Annotated in this window: 14 protein-coding genes; 6 read left to right on the top strand and 8 right to left on the bottom strand. The window is 59.1% G+C overall.

Annotated features, from left to right (window positions below; all coding sequences use genetic code 11):
• The first annotated feature begins 22 nt into the window (after positions 1-22).
• From ACJJVH_RS19750 to ACJJVH_RS19740, 3 genes are read left to right on the top strand one after another with little or no spacing between them, the layout of a single operon-like run.
• Positions 23-1,765: an ABC transporter permease gene (locus ACJJVH_RS19750; protein WP_412065864.1), complete on the top strand. Its 1,743-nt coding sequence runs from the start codon at positions 23-25 to the stop codon at positions 1,763-1,765.
• Positions 1,758-2,831: an ABC transporter ATP-binding protein gene (locus tag ACJJVH_RS19745; protein WP_412065863.1), complete on the top strand. Its 1,074-nt coding sequence runs from the start codon at positions 1,758-1,760 to the stop codon at positions 2,829-2,831. Before ACJJVH_RS19750 ends, ACJJVH_RS19745 begins: the two co-directional genes overlap by 8 nt.
• Positions 2,832-2,848: 17 nt before the next feature.
• Positions 2,849-3,505 (top strand): GntR family transcriptional regulator, encoded by a 657-nt coding sequence (locus ACJJVH_RS19740; protein WP_412065862.1) that lies wholly within the window; start codon positions 2,849-2,851, stop codon positions 3,503-3,505.
• 46 nt (positions 3,506-3,551) lie between these two features.
• On the opposite strand, the gene ACJJVH_RS19735 is transcribed toward ACJJVH_RS19740, so the two are convergent.
• From ACJJVH_RS19735 to ACJJVH_RS19715, 5 genes are all read right to left on the bottom strand, one after another.
• Positions 3,552-4,991, bottom strand: coding sequence for a serine hydrolase domain-containing protein (locus ACJJVH_RS19735; protein WP_113452345.1), 1,440 nt, complete (start codon positions 4,989-4,991; stop codon positions 3,552-3,554).
• Positions 4,992-5,072: 81 nt separating this feature from the next.
• Positions 5,073-5,924 (bottom strand): amino acid ABC transporter permease, encoded by an 852-nt coding sequence (locus ACJJVH_RS19730; protein ID WP_412065861.1) that lies wholly within the window; start codon positions 5,922-5,924, stop codon positions 5,073-5,075.
• On the bottom strand, positions 5,924-6,577 hold the full coding sequence (locus ACJJVH_RS19725; protein ID WP_113452349.1) for an amino acid ABC transporter permease: 654 nt from the start codon (positions 6,575-6,577) through the stop codon (positions 5,924-5,926). The genes ACJJVH_RS19730 and ACJJVH_RS19725 overlap by 1 nt, the downstream gene beginning before the upstream one ends.
• 42 nt (positions 6,578-6,619) lie before the next feature.
• The gene (locus ACJJVH_RS19720) at positions 6,620-7,525 is read right to left on the bottom strand and encodes a transporter substrate-binding domain-containing protein (protein WP_412065860.1); all 906 of its coding nucleotides are present in this window, start codon (positions 7,523-7,525) and stop codon (positions 6,620-6,622) included.
• A gap of 30 nt (positions 7,526-7,555) precedes the next feature.
• Entirely contained in the window at positions 7,556-8,296 is a 741-nt protein-coding gene (locus tag ACJJVH_RS19715) for an amino acid ABC transporter ATP-binding protein (protein WP_412065859.1), read from the bottom strand.
• Positions 8,297-8,410: 114 nt separating this feature from the next.
• Between ACJJVH_RS19715 and ACJJVH_RS19710 the strand changes: the two genes are divergently transcribed.
• Positions 8,411-9,325 (top strand): MurR/RpiR family transcriptional regulator, encoded by a 915-nt coding sequence (locus tag ACJJVH_RS19710; protein WP_412065858.1) that lies wholly within the window; start codon positions 8,411-8,413, stop codon positions 9,323-9,325.
• A 263-nt stretch (positions 9,326-9,588) separates the two neighbouring features.
• Here ACJJVH_RS19710 and ACJJVH_RS19705 read toward each other — a convergent pair whose 3' ends face one another.
• From ACJJVH_RS19705 to ACJJVH_RS19695, 3 genes are read right to left on the bottom strand one after another with little or no spacing between them, the layout of a single operon-like run.
• Positions 9,589-11,160 carry a hydantoinase B/oxoprolinase family protein gene (locus ACJJVH_RS19705; protein WP_113452358.1) on the bottom strand — a complete coding sequence of 524 codons (1,572 nt, stop codon included), beginning with the start codon at positions 11,158-11,160 and terminating at the stop codon, positions 9,589-9,591.
• Positions 11,157-13,187 (bottom strand): hydantoinase/oxoprolinase family protein, encoded by a 2,031-nt coding sequence (locus ACJJVH_RS19700; RefSeq protein ID WP_412065857.1) that lies wholly within the window; start codon positions 13,185-13,187, stop codon positions 11,157-11,159. Before ACJJVH_RS19700 ends, ACJJVH_RS19705 begins: the two co-directional genes overlap by 4 nt.
• Before the next feature lie 4 nt (positions 13,188-13,191).
• A complete protein-coding gene (locus ACJJVH_RS19695) occupies positions 13,192-14,196 on the bottom strand; it encodes a 1-aminocyclopropane-1-carboxylate deaminase/D-cysteine desulfhydrase (RefSeq protein ID WP_412065856.1) in 1,005 nt (334 codons plus the stop codon).
• 183 nt (positions 14,197-14,379) lie between these two features.
• Between ACJJVH_RS19695 and ACJJVH_RS19690 the strand changes: the two genes are divergently transcribed.
• Together ACJJVH_RS19690 and ACJJVH_RS19685 are read left to right on the top strand one after the other, a co-directional pair.
• The gene (locus tag ACJJVH_RS19690) at positions 14,380-16,209 is read left to right on the top strand and encodes a dipeptide ABC transporter ATP-binding protein (RefSeq protein ID WP_412066238.1); all 1,830 of its coding nucleotides are present in this window, start codon (positions 14,380-14,382) and stop codon (positions 16,207-16,209) included.
• A gap of 57 nt (positions 16,210-16,266) precedes the next feature.
• The gene (locus ACJJVH_RS19685; protein ID WP_412065855.1) at positions 16,267-16,968 is read left to right on the top strand and encodes an SDR family NAD(P)-dependent oxidoreductase; all 702 of its coding nucleotides are present in this window, start codon (positions 16,267-16,269) and stop codon (positions 16,966-16,968) included.
• Position 16,969: the final 1 nt, after the last annotated feature.

Genomic DNA, 16,969 nt, shown 5'->3' with positions numbered 1-16,969 from the left:
GAGATCGAACGGAGGAGAAACCATGGCAACCGACGCTTCAAGCACAGTTCCCGCCCAGGCTGGCAATCCGCAAAGCAAGGGGATTGCCTTCTTGAGGAGCAAGGGCGTCCAATGGCTCGTAGTGATCATCCTGGCGGTTCTCGTCCTGACGCCTCTCTTGCCGATGCTGGTGCAGGCCTTCGCGTCTGCACCGCTTTACGACAGCAATTGGCACTTCACACTTGTAAACGTGCGAGAATTTTTCGGTTCGACGGCCTTGTGGTCGGCGACGTGGAACACCATCATTTTTGCCCTCGCATCGACTACCGTTGGCCTTGTGGTCGGCGTCTTCACCGCCATCCTCGTAGGGCGGACCGACCTGCCGATGCGCGGCTTCATCGGCGACCTCTTCATGGTGCCGCTATATCTGTCGCATCTGATCTTGTGCATCGGATGGTTAACCATGTACGCCCCAGGTGGATTTGTGACAACTTGGGCGCAGCACATCGGACTGCCCCAATGGAATCTATACTCCATGAGTGGCATGTCGGTCATGGCGGGAATCGCCCAGGCACCTCTTGTCTATATGTACTGCCTGTACGGGACCGCTGGTGGAGCAAGCGCAAGCCTTGAGGATGCGGCACGTACCGTGGGTGCCGGTCGCCTCCGCGTTCTCTGGTCGATCACATTGCCGTTGATGACGCCTGCGATCATATACTCAGCGGTCCTAAACCTCGTTGCCGGAATGGAAATGCTCGCCATTCCCCGGCTTCTGGGCAAAACCTCCAACATCGAAGTGCTTTCGACGTTCCTTTTCGACATCGGTATCGATAACCCCCAGCCGAATCACGGTTTGGTGGCCAACGCCGCTTTCCTGCTGATGGTGTTGGTTGGTGCTTCGCTCTTCCTTCAATGGCGGCTTTTGCGTAATGCGTTCAGGTTCACGACGGTCCAGGGCAAGGTAGGTCGGGCCAAACGTATCAGTCTCGGTGGTTGGCGTTGGATAGCCCTCCCTATCCTACTGATTTATATGGCAGTCACGCTGATCATACCGGTTAGCGGAATCATACTCAGGGCCTTTACAGTCGTCCTGACACCGCTGGTGCCGCTCTCAAAGGTGCTGACCACGGCAAATACTACGAGGATGTTCCAGGAGCCGCGCTTCTTTCAGGCCATCGTCAACACCATAGAAGTTGGTATCCTCTCGGCAGCAATAGGAACAGCTCTCTGCCTTGCCCTGGTGCTTGTCAGTCAACGATCGAATTTCCGCTATGCTCCTTTGGTGGACGGACTTGCGATGCTGCCCCGCATACTTCCTGGCTTGATCGTTGGACTTGGTGTTTTCTATGCTGCCGTGATTTTCCCGCCATTTGGATGGATCAGAAGCTCCATCTGGATTCTCGTCGTCGCCTATCTGATGAACATGATTCCGCTCGGCGTCGGCGTCATCGCACCGGCAGCGTTGCAGGTCAGTCGAGAGCTTGACAAGGCAGGCCGTGTCAGCGGCGCGGATTGGTTACGCACATCGACCGGCATCGTGATCCCGCTCCTTAAGCCCGCCATGGCAGGCACCTTCATCCTAATGTTCGTTGCGAGCCTGAAATCCTACACCATCGCCATGTTCCTGTTTTCCCCTAACACCGAGGTAATCGGTGCCTCTATCCTGCTCCTGGCGGGTGATGGCGACACCGGTGTCGCCTGCGCCCTTGCTACGGTGCAGATCGCTTTCACACTTATCATCGTTCTCATCGCGCGATGGCTCATGGGAGTTCGCATCTATGGCTGAGCTTACGCTTTCCGGCATCACGAAAAACTATGGCGATGTCGATGTCATCAAAGGACTAGATCTCTCGATCAAGAGAGGGGAGTTCATTTCCCTGCTTGGCTCCAGCGGCTGCGGCAAGTCAACGACCCTTGCCATGATCGCGGGCCTGGAAGCACCAACGTCGGGCAAGATATTCTTCCAGGACAAAGTTCTGGCATCGCCGACCGACGGCATCTTTATCGAACCCGAGAATCGGCAGTTCGGCGTCGTCTTCCAGTCCTATGCGCTGTGGCCGCATATGACGGTAGAACAGAATCTCGCTTTTCCTCTAAAAATCAGAAGGATCCCCACAGACGAACAACGCAAGCGAATCAAGGAGACTCTTGCGCTCGTTGGACTTGACGGCCTTGAGAAGCGTTACCCCGGCCAACTTTCCGGGGGGCAGCAACAACGCGTTGGTCTTGCGCGAGCGCTTGTCTACCGCCCGCAGCTTCTGCTTCTCGACGAGCCGCTCTCTAACCTTGACGCCCTCTTGAGAGAACAGGCGCGAGTCTGGCTGAAAGATATTCAGCTGCGCCTCGGTATGACCACCATCTACGTCACACATGACCAGACGGAAGCCTTGTCTCTCAGCGACCGGATTGTCGTCATGAAGAATGGGTTGATCGAACAGGTCGGGTCACCAGCTGATATCTACGAGCGCCCCGCTACGCCTTTCGTCGCCGAGTTTGTCGGTTCCTCCAATTTCCTGCCTGCAACCGTCATCGGCTCCCATGAGAAAGAGATCCGCATTGTGCTGCCGGGCGAACAGGTCGCAACAGTTTCCAGCGCCCGTCAATTTGCTGACGGAGAAAAGGTCAAGCTTGCATTGCGACCTGAGCGGTTGAAGCCTGATCAGGCGCAAAATCAGACAAACATTTTGAAAGTGCATCTGCGTCGCAACGTATATGTCGGCGAACGCTTCAGCTATGAATGCGAGTTGGAAGGTCAGGTGCTGCAGGCATTTGGAGAACGGCCACTTCCAGCGGGGCCGGTGGAACTGTATTTTGCACCTTCGTCTGCAAGCATCTTCGCAGACCAGGCATGAGGATATCGCGTCCGGACATGGAAACCGATCTGGCGAAAAGAATGCGTGCAGACCTCCTGATGGGAGAGTTTGAACATGGCCAATGGCTGCGGTTGAACGAGCTTGAGAGACGGTACTCCGTTAGCCGCTTCGAAGTGCGCAAGGCACTCGCCGCCCTTGCCGCAATTGGAGCGCTCGAGCATATTGAAAATCATGGCTATCGCCTTCCTCTGGCTGATCCGGAAAAAGATGCGCACCATCGGGAAGCGCGACTTGTTCTTGAGCTGGGCGCGGCCCCGAATGTTTACTATCGTGCGACCATGGATGATCTTGTCCGCCTTTATGAGCTTGCCCGCAAGTTTGCGCAAGCCATCGAGGTGCCGTCCTTGATCGAGGCGCAGGTAGCAAATGATGAGTTTCACAGAGGTTTTTTTGCGCTCTGCGGCAATCCGGTTCTTGCACAAATGATTGACGAAATGCGCGAACTCGTCCGCCCCTATAGCCGTCATCCTTATTCCACCGACGAGAATCGTCGCATGAGCTCCGCCGAACACTTTGAAATGCTCGATTGCATCGAGAGGAAGAACCTGCCTGGTTTACTCGACGCGATGCGTCGCCATCTTTATCGTGCATCAATCGCGCCGATCGTTGACAGAACAGCGCCAGCACATCTAGCCCGACGAACACCAGGATGACAGTTCATAGGCGCACCGCAATTGAACGAGTTCGGGTAGACTGCAGCTAGCCGACTCTATGGGCTCTATAAAGGGGTCGGGACGTCGACCCGCCGTTAATGTTCACCTTGCGCTCGATATAGAGTTCGGACCCATCTCCATCGCAAAACGTAAAAGTGTCGAGAAACGGCGTCTCAACGAAGTAGCAATCTATGATCAATTTACCTTGGCGTTCATAGGCCGCAGCACGAACAAGTGCGGCTTCCTCCTGATAGGAGTGGTGCAAAGCGCCGGTCGAAATACCGGTTCTGTCTGGGCGCCAGCCGCCGAACCCCGCGACGAGCGTGTTGTTTCCCCTTTGGTCCGAAAAGGTAATTTTGACCCTGTCTTCCTCAACCTTCACATTCAGCGCTGTCAAACCGTCCACATTGGCTTCCAGATGCCAGTTTCCTTCGATCTGTTTCCAAGCATCGCCCGGTCGATTGCGCAGGGCAGGCTGATCAGCCGCAACCGCTCTCGCCGCTCCTCCGATCCGTTCGATTCTCCGCTGATTATTGGCCCCGAGAAGCGTGCCAAAGAGAGCATGCAGCATCTGCTTGTTTCTATCATTTGGCATCGCGGCATTGATCGCCACAACCGCATTCTGCCGGGGCAACACGATACATTTCTGGCCAAACATGCCGGACGCATAGTATGACGAGTAGGGACCGCACCAGATATGATAGCCATAGCCTTCCCGTAGTTCGGTCTTCGCCGGCGTTCTCTGGTATCGCTTGCCGTCAAAGACCGACGCCGCAATGTTCGGAACATGGGGGCGGGTAGCGGTTTTAATCCACGTGGCAGGGACGACCTGCCTTCCGTTCCAGACACCTTCCTGCAGATGGACGATGCCCCATTTCAGGAAATCGGTCAGCTTGAGCTTCAACCCGTTTCCCCCGGCGCTAATGCCGTCCGGATCGTCGTCCCAAACCAGATCCGCAATGCCGAGAGGACCGAAAAACCGCGGCTCCAGGAAATCGCGGACTTTCGTTCCTGATGCACGTTGCACGATGGCCGAGAGAATGTGCGAACTGGCGCTGGAATATATGAAGGACTGGCCTGGCGGTCTGGTGACCGCAGCCTTAAAGAACTCGGCAATCCAACTGGTCTTCAGAAGGCGCCATTCGCCGCCTGACAGGCCAAACTCGTGCCCGCTGCGCATTGTCAGAAGATCGGCGATCGTCATTGCCGCAAGGTGTTCGGACGTATTGCCCGACGCAAATTCCGGGAAGTACGCCATCACCTTGTCGTCGAGCCTTACCAGGTTTTCAGCGACTGCGAAGCCAATTGCCGTGCCGACAAACGATTTGGTCGCAGAGTGCAGCGTATGAAAGGTCTCCGCGGTATGCGGCCACCAATATTGCTCAAATGTCGTTTTGCCATTTTGGAAGATTACCAGCCCGTTCAATGACAGACCGGACTCGACCGTCGCTCCGATGAACGCATCAATCTGCCGTTCTTCAATCATGACAAACGTCTCCTGATAAATCGAGCGTCGACTACTGCGCGAAGAGCCCGCAATGGCTGTGGATCGATTGAGTTGGCCAAGCTAGAGATGGGCCTCCACGACCGCTGAAGACCTAAAAGTCCGCGTCGGCCGCGAAGAGCGGAGACGGCGGTCGAGCGCACGGGCGATCGTGGCCAGAGCGAGGTCCACCACGAGATAGACGACCCCGACCGCCACATAGGTTTCGAAAAGATATCCAGTATATTCCCCCATCGTCCGGCCGCGCGTGAGCAATTCCGGATAGCTGACGATGAATCCGAGCGAGGTGTCCTTGAACAGCCGAACGTACTGGTTGACGAGGGGTGGCAGTACGATCCGGGAGGCTTGCGGGATGAGGATCGAGACATAGGTCCACCACATGCTCAGTCCCAGCGACCGTGCCGCTTCTGATTGGCCTCGAGGCACAGCCTCGATCCCCGCACGGATTATCTCGCTCAGGACGGATACATGATAAATCGCCAGCGGTGCGACCAGTTGCCAGAAGACGGGGATCTTCAGACCTGTCGACGGCAGGTAAAGCTGAAAAAAGAATATGATGAGAAGGAGCGGAAGCGCCCGGGTGATTTCCACATACCAGTAAGCGAACCCGGCAAGCCAATGGTTTCGCCCGAGACGGATGATCGCGACGAGTGCGGAAATCGGAAACGCCAGCAGGCCCGCAACCAGACCGGCCTGCAGCGACAGCAGAAGCCCCTCAGCCAGATAAAGCGAAACGGGCGCCGCAAATGTCGCTTCCCACGGCTCGGGCGAAAGATGGCCATGTTGCCCCAGTTGAATAAGGGCTTCGATCAGGATAACGGCAAGAACGACGCTTACGAGCATCGTTATGATGGCCGTGCGACGGCGCGCCTTCGGTCCCTGCACGTCAAACAGGAAATCGGAATCGGCTGCCATCAGAATTTCCTCCGAATTCCCGTCAGCTTGGTTTGGTACCAGGAGGCCAGAAAGCCGACGGAGAGAGTAAGGACGACATAGCCAGCACCGACGATAATGAACGTCGTCAGGATCTGGCCGGATCGGTCCTGGACGCGGGTGGCGACATTCGTCAGCTCGACAACGCCCAGGGAAGCTCCGAGCGCAGTCGCCAGAATTGCGGAGATGAAAATGTTCGCCAAGGGTTGTATCATGCTTCGGAAGGCGGTTGGCAGAACAATCAGCGTCAGAATCTGCGTGATCGAAAAGCCAAGAGAGCGGGCCGCTTCAATTTCTCCTCTGGGAACGGCGAGTATCCCCGAACGAATGGTCTCGCACACGTAGGTGCCGGTGTAAGCCCCGATTCCCAGGACAAGACATGCAAATATCGGCAAGGTCAGGCCGGTATCCGGTAGACCGAAGATGAGAAAGATCAGGATGACAAAGAGCGGCACGTTTCTGACGATCTCGACGTAAGCGGCTCCGAGCATCCGCAAAACCGGAACCGGCGATACACGGCAAGTCGCCATCAATGTGCCCACGACAAGAGCGAACGCGAATGAGGAGACCGCCAGTTCCAGGGTCGTTAGAAAGCCGACGGCGATCTCCCTCGCCGCCGAAACAACGAAAAGCATGCTTGTTCTTTCTTTTCAGGTTCGTTGGGCAAGACGTGTCATTTATGAGCCCGGCACGGAGCCGATCTTGGGCGCCTCCGGCACGGGCGCGAGATCTCCCACGGTCGCCTGCCACAACTTGGCGTAATCGCCACTTTTCTCTATCGTCGCCAGCCAGTCGTTGACGATGGACTTCAAAGCAGGGTCGCTTTTAGGCAGGCCAAAGCCCATGGCAAGGGTAGTGAACGGCTTGTCGCCGACCACCTTGACCTGTTTTTTGTATTTGGACGCGGCGCTGAGCAAAGTCGGCACATTCAGAACCATCGCGTCGACGCGCCCCTGTATGACGGCATGGATTAGTTCCGTGCCGGTATCGAAGGCGATGACCTTGGCCTTCGGAGCGGCGGCGAGGATGTTGTTTTCTCCGACGCCCGGGTTGGTGGCGACCGTCTTGCCGTTCAGATCGTCGACGGAATGGATAGTCGTATTGGATTTCGCAACAAGAATGCCATCGCCGGTCATCAGATAGGGACCCGCGAAGTTTACCGTTTTGGCGCGCTGTTCCGTGATCGCATAGCCGCTGGCGACGAACTCCACCGTGCCGTTCTGCAGGAGCGCCTCGCGATTGGCCGAATTCACAGCAACAACCTTGATGTCCGGCGTTCCCAAGACGTATTTTGCAAACATGTAGGCGAGGCCGGCTTCAAACCCCTCGAGCTTCCCCGTGGCCGGGTTCAATTGTGAAAACAAAGGCGTGCTGCTGTCTCCGCCGAAAATCAGAAAGCCGTCTTTCCGGATGCGGTCAATCGTCGGCGAATCCGGCAGGTCCTTAGCCACCGGCGCGCCATCTATCACGTCCTGCTGTGTCGGCTTCATCCCGCTATCGGCGGCAAAGGCAAGCGAGCCATCTCCGATCATACAGGCCGAGCCGACGATCAGCGCACCTATCGTTAAGCGAAGTTGTTTCATTGTTCCTCCTCCTCTTCATCTGTTCGTTGCTCAATGCGTACGGACTTTCGACAGAAACTGCCGAGCACGCTCCGTAGCCGGGTTTGAAAAAAACTGTGCCGGCGGGGCCTCCTCGACCACCTCACCGTCTGCCATGAAGACTATTCGCGAGGCCAGGTTTCTCGCGAAACCCATCTCGTGCGTGACAACCAGCATCGTGACACCGGAGCACGCGAGCTCGCTCATGACCTGAAGGACCTCCTCGATCATTTCCGGATCGAGGGCGCTCGTCGGCTCGTCGAAGAGCATCAGGGCAGGCTCCATGGCCAGCGCACGGGCAATCGCGACACGCTGCTGCTGCCCGCCCGACAGCTGCGACGGAAGTTTGTGAGCATGCTCCGCCACGCCCACCCGCGCCAGCAATTGCCTCGCCTGTTCCTCAGCGTGAACGCGCGGTATCTTCTTCACACGCCGCGGGGCCAGGGTCACGTTTTCAAGGACCGTTTTGTTGCCAAACAGATTGAATGACTGAAAAACCATGGACATCTGAGAGCGCACAGCCGCAAGCGCTCGCCCTTCTTCAGGAACCGGCGCGCCCCGGAACAGGACCGCGCCACTGTCGATCGTCTCGAGACGGTTAACGCAGCGGCAAAGTGTCGACTTCCCCGAGCCGCTCGGTCCTATTATCACCACGACTTCGCCGGCCGACACATCGAGACTTACGTTACGCAGTGCCGAGACTGTGCCATAGGTTTTAGAGACATCGCGAATCTCGAGCACCGTCTGTTCCATCAGGCTGCTTCCTCCCCAGCATTTGCGTATGCTTTGTTTGTAGCATAAACTACAAACTGTCAACAATTTGTAGTGATAATTTTGGAATTCTGGTTTCGTTCGAATGGAGATGGCATGGACATAGCAAAATCGGGTGCGGCCAAACTGAAGGCGAGGATCCAGGCGGCGCGACCGCAGCTCAGTCCGGCAGAGCTTCGTGCCGTTCTCTATCTTCGCGATCATCCGCAAGACGTGTTGTTTGAGAACGTCGCGACACTCGGTTCCCTGTCCCAAACTAGCGATGCGACAGTCGTTCGCGCGGTGCAAACCCTAGGCTACAAGGGAATTTCCGAGCTCAAACGGGAGCTCGGCAGGGATCTGATCACCAAGACAGCCCCTGCCGAAAGACTCCATAGCCGCCTGGAACGGAATAGAGAGCACCAACGCGACCCGATAACGGCCGTCTTCGACGAATCGCTTGCGCGTCTCGAACAGGCCCGCGATTCCATTCAACTCGACACGATCGTTGCGGCCGCAAATCTTCTGGCAGGCGCCGTCCGGGTCTACACATGGGGTTTGGGAGCCTCCTCTCATGAAGCGTCCTACGCCGCGCTTCGCCTGAGACGATTGGGAATCGGGGCATATCACCTGGCGTCCACGGGATTTCATCTCGGCGACGAACTGCTGCTCATCGGCGAAAATGATGTCGTCATGATTTACGTGCGAGGCCGCAGGCTTGTTGACGTCCAGGTTATGATCGACGCGGTCGTGGCTGCGGGAGCCAACATCCTCCTCATTACCGGTGCGCTGGGTGCAGCCTATAGCCAGCAAGTTTCGGTCGTTTTGGAAACGTCAGATTCACGGGAGGGATACACCAGAGAGGCGCTCGCCGCGAGCTTCGTGACGGACGTGCTCATGCTGGCGCTGGCAGAGCGAGATGAACCCAGGGCCATACAGAGCTCGCAAAAGCTTTCCGAGCTACGCGGCGAACTGATCGGGAAGAGGGCCAGCAAGCGGAAATCACTTGCGACGGCGCGGAAAGAGGCTTGAAGGTAAGCGCGATTTCGATGCGTATTGACCTGTGAATCGGCATCGTGGAATAGCCCCACCTGCGCGAGAAATTACAAAGAGTTATTATGCGTATCGGCATCGAGACCCCTTGCCGATTTACACTAACGGCCTTGTCCATGTCTGTGACGAGAACGATGAGATGATCGAGCGATACCAAAGATCTTTTCCTATGTTTTCCGGGCGTGACAAAATCACGCCCGGCAGACGAACACGAGGAAAGCATTTTTCCGGAGGGACTTTCCTTAGAGCGCACCCCATCCGCCGCCGCCGGCCGTTTCCATTGTGACGATTGTCCCGGCCGCAACTTTCGATGTGCTCTTTCCGGGCAGCATTTGCTCACCGTTCCCATCGGAGAGGGTGATGCGCGATCCCTTTGCGGATGTCCCGCCCATGACACCCCATGGCTGATGCCGGGTCCTGTCGACATGCACCGTCAGCACGGAATCGGCATTGACCAGGATGGTCCGCCGCAACCCCAGACCGCCGGCAAATTCGCCGTCACCGCCGCTTCCATCAACGAGACCATAGTGCAGAACGGTCAGCGGATATTCCCGCTCGATCAGCTCGACAGGAGAATTCGCCGTATTGGTCATATGGCAATGAACGCCGCTTGCGCCAGATTTTCCAGGCAGAGCGCCCTGCCCGCCGGCATAGGTCTCCACATAGGAATAGGCCCTTCCGGTTGCCGGGTTGAAACCGCCCAAGATGAGCGCATTCATGCTGCCGGTCGAGGCAGCGATTGGCCTTTCTGGCCGAATCTGGTTGAACGCACCGATCAGGGCATCAGTGATCCGCTGGCTGGTGATCGAGGTGCAGAGAGCGACCGGGACCGGTGCTGCGGCGTTGGCGATCGATTTTTCCGGCGCCACGACGGCGATGCGGCGGAAAAGACCGGCATTGGACGGGATCTCCGGGTCGAGCATTGCCTTGACGACATAAAGGACGCAACTGGCGGTCAGAAAAATTGGCGCATTGACCGGCCCTGCGACCTGGCCTGATGTGCCGGAGAAATCCGCCTGCAGCATGCCTTCGGTAATGCTCAGGCGAACGTCGACCGTGAGGTCGACATCCGCGCCGTTTTCATTCCATTCCAGCGTGTCCGAGAACTGCCCACTGCGGCCCTCAAGCGTCCGCAGCGCGTTTTCGAGCCGCTTTTCGGTGGTCGCAAGCAGGATATCGACCGCTGAAGAGAAGCGCTCAATGCCGGTGCGTTCGACAAGCGCGGCCAGCCGCCGGGCGCCGGTCGTGTTGGCGGCCGCCTGCGCCAGAAGATCGCCGGCCACCATGTCCGGCGTACGACTTGCCAGCTTGAACAGCGACAGGGTGGAGCGCTCCACCTCGCCATGTCGCACCAGCACCATCGGCGGGACGCGAAGGCCTTCCTGGGTAATGTCGACCGTGCCAAGCGCAAGGCTGCCCGGCGCAAAGCCGCCGAGATCCACCTGATGCGCCATGTTGGCGACATAACCCAGACGCCGCCCGCCGGCATCGACCGGGGCAATGACGACCACATCAGGAAGATGCGAGCCGGTCAGCCAGGGATCGTTGGTGACGATCATCGTATCGACCGGGATATCGGACCCGAGTTCGGCGATCGTCCGCTCGACGACACCGGCGATCAACCCGAGATGGACCGGAATATGCTCGGCCTGCGCGATCAGCTTGCCCGATGCATCGAAGACGCCGCAGGAGAAGTCGCGACGGTCACGGATATTGATCGAGTGGGCGGTGCGGATAAGCGCCGCGCCCATTTCCTCGGCGACGGCCTGCAGGCCGTGACGGACGACCTCGGCAAGAATGGTATCGCTGCTCATTTCTGCATCCTGATGATGAGACTACCATGGTCGTCGACGGCCAGTGTCTGGCGTCCGACGATCAGCGTCGTGTCCTTTTGCTCGACGATCAGCGGGCCGGTCAAGTGCGCGCCAGGCACAAGCTTTTCCCGGTCATAGACGGGAACGTCGCGCATCGCGCCTTCGAACCACAGAGCCGAGTGGGTAATGACCGGGTCCTCGTTTTCGGCAATGACGGGAAGCGGCAGCTTGTCGGATAGCGGTGGTGCGCTGCCGCTCAAGCGCAAGAGGCAGATTTCGACGCTTTCGCCACGACGGTCGTAGCCGAAGCTGCGGTGATGCGCCTGATGGAAGCTCTCGACGGCGGCCTCGATCCCCTCGCCCGCCCAGGTGATGGACAGCTGATGACCTTGGCCGCGGTAGCGCATCTCGATGACCGCATGAATGGTGATATCGCTTCTCGCGACACCATCCTGCGCGGCCTGGCCAGCGACCTTGGCACTCAAAGCCTCGACGGCGCGGGCAATATCGTCACCGGTCATCGTCTCGGCAAGCGCCGACAGAACAGCTGTTTCGTCATGCTTCCACGGCGCGAGCAGCAGGCCGATGCCGCACAGGAGCCCCGGCGATGGTGGCACGATGACGGTTTCGACATCGAGTTCGGCGCAGAGGTCCACCGCGTGCAACGGGCCGGCACCGCCGAACGCCATGACGGCAAAATCGCGTGGCTCGAGCCCGCGTTCGACGGTGATGCGCCGCATGCCGCGAACCATAGCGGCATTGACGACCTGAAGAATGCCGACTGCGGCCTCTTCCACCGAGATACCCAGCGGATCCGCCACATGCGTCCTGATCGCAGCCGCTGCCCTGTCGCGGTCGATGAGGATACCGCCACCGAGGCCGCGGCCCGGACGCAGCCGGCCGAGAATGACGTTGGCGTCGGTCACCGTCGGGCGCTCGCCGCTCTTGCCATAGGCGGCAGGGCCCGGTCGCGCACCAGCGCTTTCCGGCCCGACCTTCAGCAGTCCGCCGGCATCAACATGGGCGATACTACCGCCTCCTGCCCCGAGCGTGATGATGTCGAACATCGGCACGCGCAGCGGAAAGCCCTCGATCTCGCTCTCGTAGCGGGTGAGGATCTGACCGTTCTCGATCAAGCCAACGTCGAAGCTCGTGCCGCCCATGTCGATCGTCACGACATTGGCATAGCCGGCCGCCTCGGCAAACCGGCGGGCGCCGATCATGCCCGCTGCAGGACCGGACAGGCAGGTATGCACCGCCTTGACGCCGCTTGCCGTCTCGATCGGCATCACACCGCCGCCGGACTGCATGATGGCGGGTTCGACTGTGACACCGTCGGCCTTCAGCGTGTTGGCGATCCGCTCCAGATAATCCTTGAGGGGCGGCATGAGATAGGCATTCATCACCGTGGTCGAGGTGCGCTCGAATTCGCCCGGTTCGGCCAGAACATCCGACGAGACCGAGATCTTGAGATCGGGCGCCATCTCACGCACGATCTCTGCCGTGCGGCGCTCATGTGCCGGATTGGCGTAGGAATGCAGGAAGCTGATCGCGACGGTCTTTATGCCGGAGGCAAGGATGGCCTTGACGGCGTCACGCACCGTCGCCTCGTCAATCTCCGTGGTGATTGCCCCGTCGGGCCCCAGCCGTTCGGCGATCTCGAAGACGAAGTCGCGCGGAACCAGCGGTTCCGGCTTCCGCGCATACTGATCGTAGAGATGCGCGCGGGTCTGGCGACCGATCGCCAAAACGTCGCGAAAGCCTCGGGTGATGAGCAGCGCCGTGCGAGCGCCGCATCGTTCGAGGATCGCATTGGTGGCGACCGTCGTGCCATGGGCGAAGCCCGCGAGATCGGCCGGTGAAAGGCCGGCCATTGCAAGCGCCGTGCGGGCCGCCTCGATGACGGCCGTCGCCTGATGGCCCGTCGTCGTCGGGGTCTTCACGAAGAAAGTCCGGCCGCTTTCCTCTTCGAACAGGCAAAGATCCGTGAAGGTGCCGCCGACATCACATCCAATGCGATACGCCATGTCGTCAGCCTGCCAGATCGTTGGTCAGAAGGCCGGCAAACGGATAAAGTGCCGGGGAGCCGCCGCAATGGATGAAGAGCACGGAGCTGCCCCTGGCGATCGAGCCCTTTTCGACGCAACCCATGATGCCGGCGAAGGCCTTGCCGGTATAGACGGGATCAAGAAGCACGCCTTCCTGATTGCCGGCGAACTTGATCGCGGCATTGCCGTCTGCTGACGGGATCGAATAACCGGGACCGATATAGTCGTTTTCGATACGGATATCCTCGGCCGTCCAGCGCTTGTTAAAATCGAGCAAGTCGGCACCGGCATTGGCCATCACCGCAATACGCTCGCTAAACGGAACCGCACTGCCGGTCACAGCAATGCCGATGACTCCGGTCTTCGGCAGATACAAGGCGCAGCCGATATGGAGCCCGGCCAGCGTACCGCCCGAACCGACGGGGGCAACGATATAGTCGGGTACCTGCGTGCCGGCCGCGCTATACTGTTCGGCCAGTTCCTTGACAGCATTGACATAGCCCATGGCGCCGAGCGCGCTCGCGCCGCCGAGCGGGATGATATAGGCCTTCTCGCCTCGTGCCGCAGCTTCCGCCGCATGATGATCCATACGCGGGTTGATCTCGGTGAAATAGGCATCCGGATCGAGGAAGTCGATTTCAGCGCCGAACAGGTGATCGAGCAGAAGATTGCCTTGGTAGAGTTCCGGGCGGTTGCCACGCAGGACGAGGATCGGCTTCATCCCGTATTTGCGCGCGGCAGCAGCCGTCATGCGCGCATGGTTGGACTGGTGTCCCCCGGTGGTGATGAGCACCTTGACGCCCTGCGATACCGCGTCGGCCATGAGATATTCCAGCTTGCGGACCTTGTTGCCGCCACCGCCGAAGCCGGTGAAATCGTCGCGTTTGATCGACAGCGAAATGCCGAGCTGTTCGCTGATACGCTCAAGCTTTTCGATCGGCGTCGGCAGGAAGCCGAGCGAGAGCCGCGGAATGTCTTCGAGTTTCATCTGGTGAATTCCCTTGCTGGTGCGAGCGACATCGCCAAACGGCGCCGTCACGTTCAAGATATATAATATATCCTATATCGAGACTGGCAAGATGCTTTCATTTGTGGCATGCAAGATAAAGAGGCAAAAAGAGGCCTGCGCTCGCCCGCGTGACTGAAAGGATCTGCCGTGAACGAACCCGTCATGACCGTTTCCAGCCTGAAGACCTCCTTCCGGCGAAAGGGCGTCTGGCTCCCGGTGGTGCGCGACGTCTCCTTCGATATCCATGCCGGGGAAACGCTAGCACTGGTCGGCGAGTCGGGCTCCGGCAAGAGCGTGACCGCAATGTCGATCATGCGCCTCTACCAGCCGGATAGCTGCCGGATCGAAGGCTCGGTCAAGCTCGAGGGGCAGGAACTGACAACACTGCCCGAGCGCAAGATGCGCGATATGCGCGGCAACCGGATCGCCATGATCTTCCAAGAGCCGATGACCAGCCTCAACCCGTCTCTAACGATTGGCGACCAGATTTCGGAAGTGCTCGTCGCTCATCGCGGCCTATCCTTCAAAGACGCGATGAAAGAAACCCACGGGCTTCTCGAAAAAGTCCGCATTCCCTCGGCGCGAAAGCGGCTGGAAGAATACCCGCACCAGCTATCCGGCGGCATGCGCCAGCGGATCATAATTGCCATGGCGCTTGCCTGCCGGCCACAGCTGCTGATCGCAGACGAGCCGACAACGGCGCTCGACGTGACGATCCAGGCGCAGATCCTCGAACTCATCAAGCTCCTTCAGGAAGAGGAAGGCATGGCCGTTCTCTTCATTACCCATGACATGGGCGTCGTTGCCGAAATCGCCGACCGCACGCTTGTCATGTATAAGGGCGAAGCGATCGAGCGCGGCCAGACGGACGAGATCTTCGCGGCACCACGGCAGGGCTATACCAGGGCCCTTCTCTCCGCCGTGCCGAAACTCGGCTCGATGGAGGGTGAAACCAGCCCCGCACGCTTTCCGCTGATCGATGTTGCAAGCGGCCTGCCGGTCGAGATGCCACCGGTCGCTGATACGGTATCGACAAAACCGGTGCCGCTCCTGCAGGTGCGCAACCTGGTCACTCGTTTCGATATCGGCGGCGGCTTCCTCGGCTCCACGTCCGGGCGCGTCCATGCGGTCGAAAACATTTCCTTTAAGCTGAAGGCCGGCGAGACGCTGGCGCTTGTCGGTGAATCGGGTTGCGGCAAGTCGACGACCGGCCGCACGATCATGCGCCTGCTGAATGCGGATTCGGGCTCAGTGAAGCTCGACGGGCAGGAGATCCTCGGCCTCACCGGCCAGGATATGCGAGCCATGCGCCGGCACATCCAGATGATCTTCCAGGATCCGTTCGCCAGCCTCAACCCGCGCATCCAGGTGGGCGATGCCGTTGCCGAGCCGCTTCTGACCCATGGCATCGCCTCGGGAAAAAGCGATGCGCGCGAACGCGTCGCTGAACTGATGGTCAAGGTCGGCCTGCAGCCGGACATGGTGACCCGTTTCCCGCATGAGTTTTCCGGTGGCCAGCGCCAGCGTCTCTGTATCGCCCGCGCGCTCGCCATGGCACCGCAGATCATCGTCGCCGACGAGGCCGTCTCGGCACTCGACGTGTCGATCAAGGCGCAGGTGATCAATCTGATGCTCGACCTGCAGGAAAGCCTCGGCCTTGCCTTTCTGTTCATTTCCCACGACATGGCCGTGGTCGAGCGGATGAGTCATCGCGTCGCGGTGATGTATCTCGGCGAGATCGTCGAGATCGGCCCGCGGCAGGCGATTTTCGAGAACCCGCAGCATCCCTATACAAAGCGGCTGCTGGCAGCCGTCCCGGTTCCCGATCCGGCGCGACGCGGCATTCGCCGCGGGCTCAGCAATGAGGAAATCAAGAGCCCCATCCGGCCGGTCTCCTACGTGCCGCCGAAACGGACCTATATCGAGGTTTCGCCGGGGCATCAGGTTCAGGTCTGGGGTGACGAATGGGGCGCGGCGGGCATGGCTGCCTGAGCCTTACCTCTCTCGAGGCTCAGGTGACGAGCATCATCATCATGAAGGAATGACAGAATGCCGATATCCAGCCGGGTAGCGATGATCAGTGGCGCCTCGCGCGGAATCGGCGCCTCGATTGCAGAAAAGCTTCTGGCCGAGGGCTGGGCGGTGAGCCTCGGGCTTCGCAACCCGGATGGCTCGCCTTTCAAAACCCATGCTAACGCGCTGACCTGCCGTTTCGACGCACTCGACTCCGAAAGCGAACGGACATGGCTCGATGAGACGCTGCATCGCTTCGGGCGGATCGACGGGCTTGTACTCAACGCCGGCATGATGATCCAGAAGACCGTGTTGGAAGCCAACGATGCCGATTTCGACCTGATCTTCAACGTCAACGTCAAATCGCCGATGCGGCTTAGCCAGCTCACCTGGCCGCATTTGGAAAAAGCGGACGCGGGCCGGATCGTGACGATCGCCTCGCTCTCCGGCAAGCGGGTGAAATCCGCCGGTTCCGGTCTTTATGCCATGTCGAAATTCGCCGCGGTTGCGCTGGGTCATGGCCTTCGCCAATGCGGTAAGGAGAATGGCGTCCGTTCGACGATCATCTGCCCGAGCTATGTCGCGACCGATATGGGAAATGCGCTTGCAAACCGCGAGAGTACGGAGCTCACCCAGCCGGACGATATCGCCAGGATCGTCCATATGGTCCTCGAACTCCCCAAAACCGCAAGCATCGCCGAGATCCCGGTGCATTTCAGCGTGGAAGACGCCTACTGAC

The sequence above is a fragment of the Rhizobium sp. SYY.PMSO genome, assembly GCF_046840415.1.
In the GTDB taxonomy this organism is placed as follows: domain Bacteria; phylum Pseudomonadota; class Alphaproteobacteria; order Rhizobiales; family Rhizobiaceae; genus Rhizobium.
The sequence above is the reverse complement of the archived record's forward strand: the minus strand, read 5'-3'. Positions and strand labels throughout refer to the sequence as shown.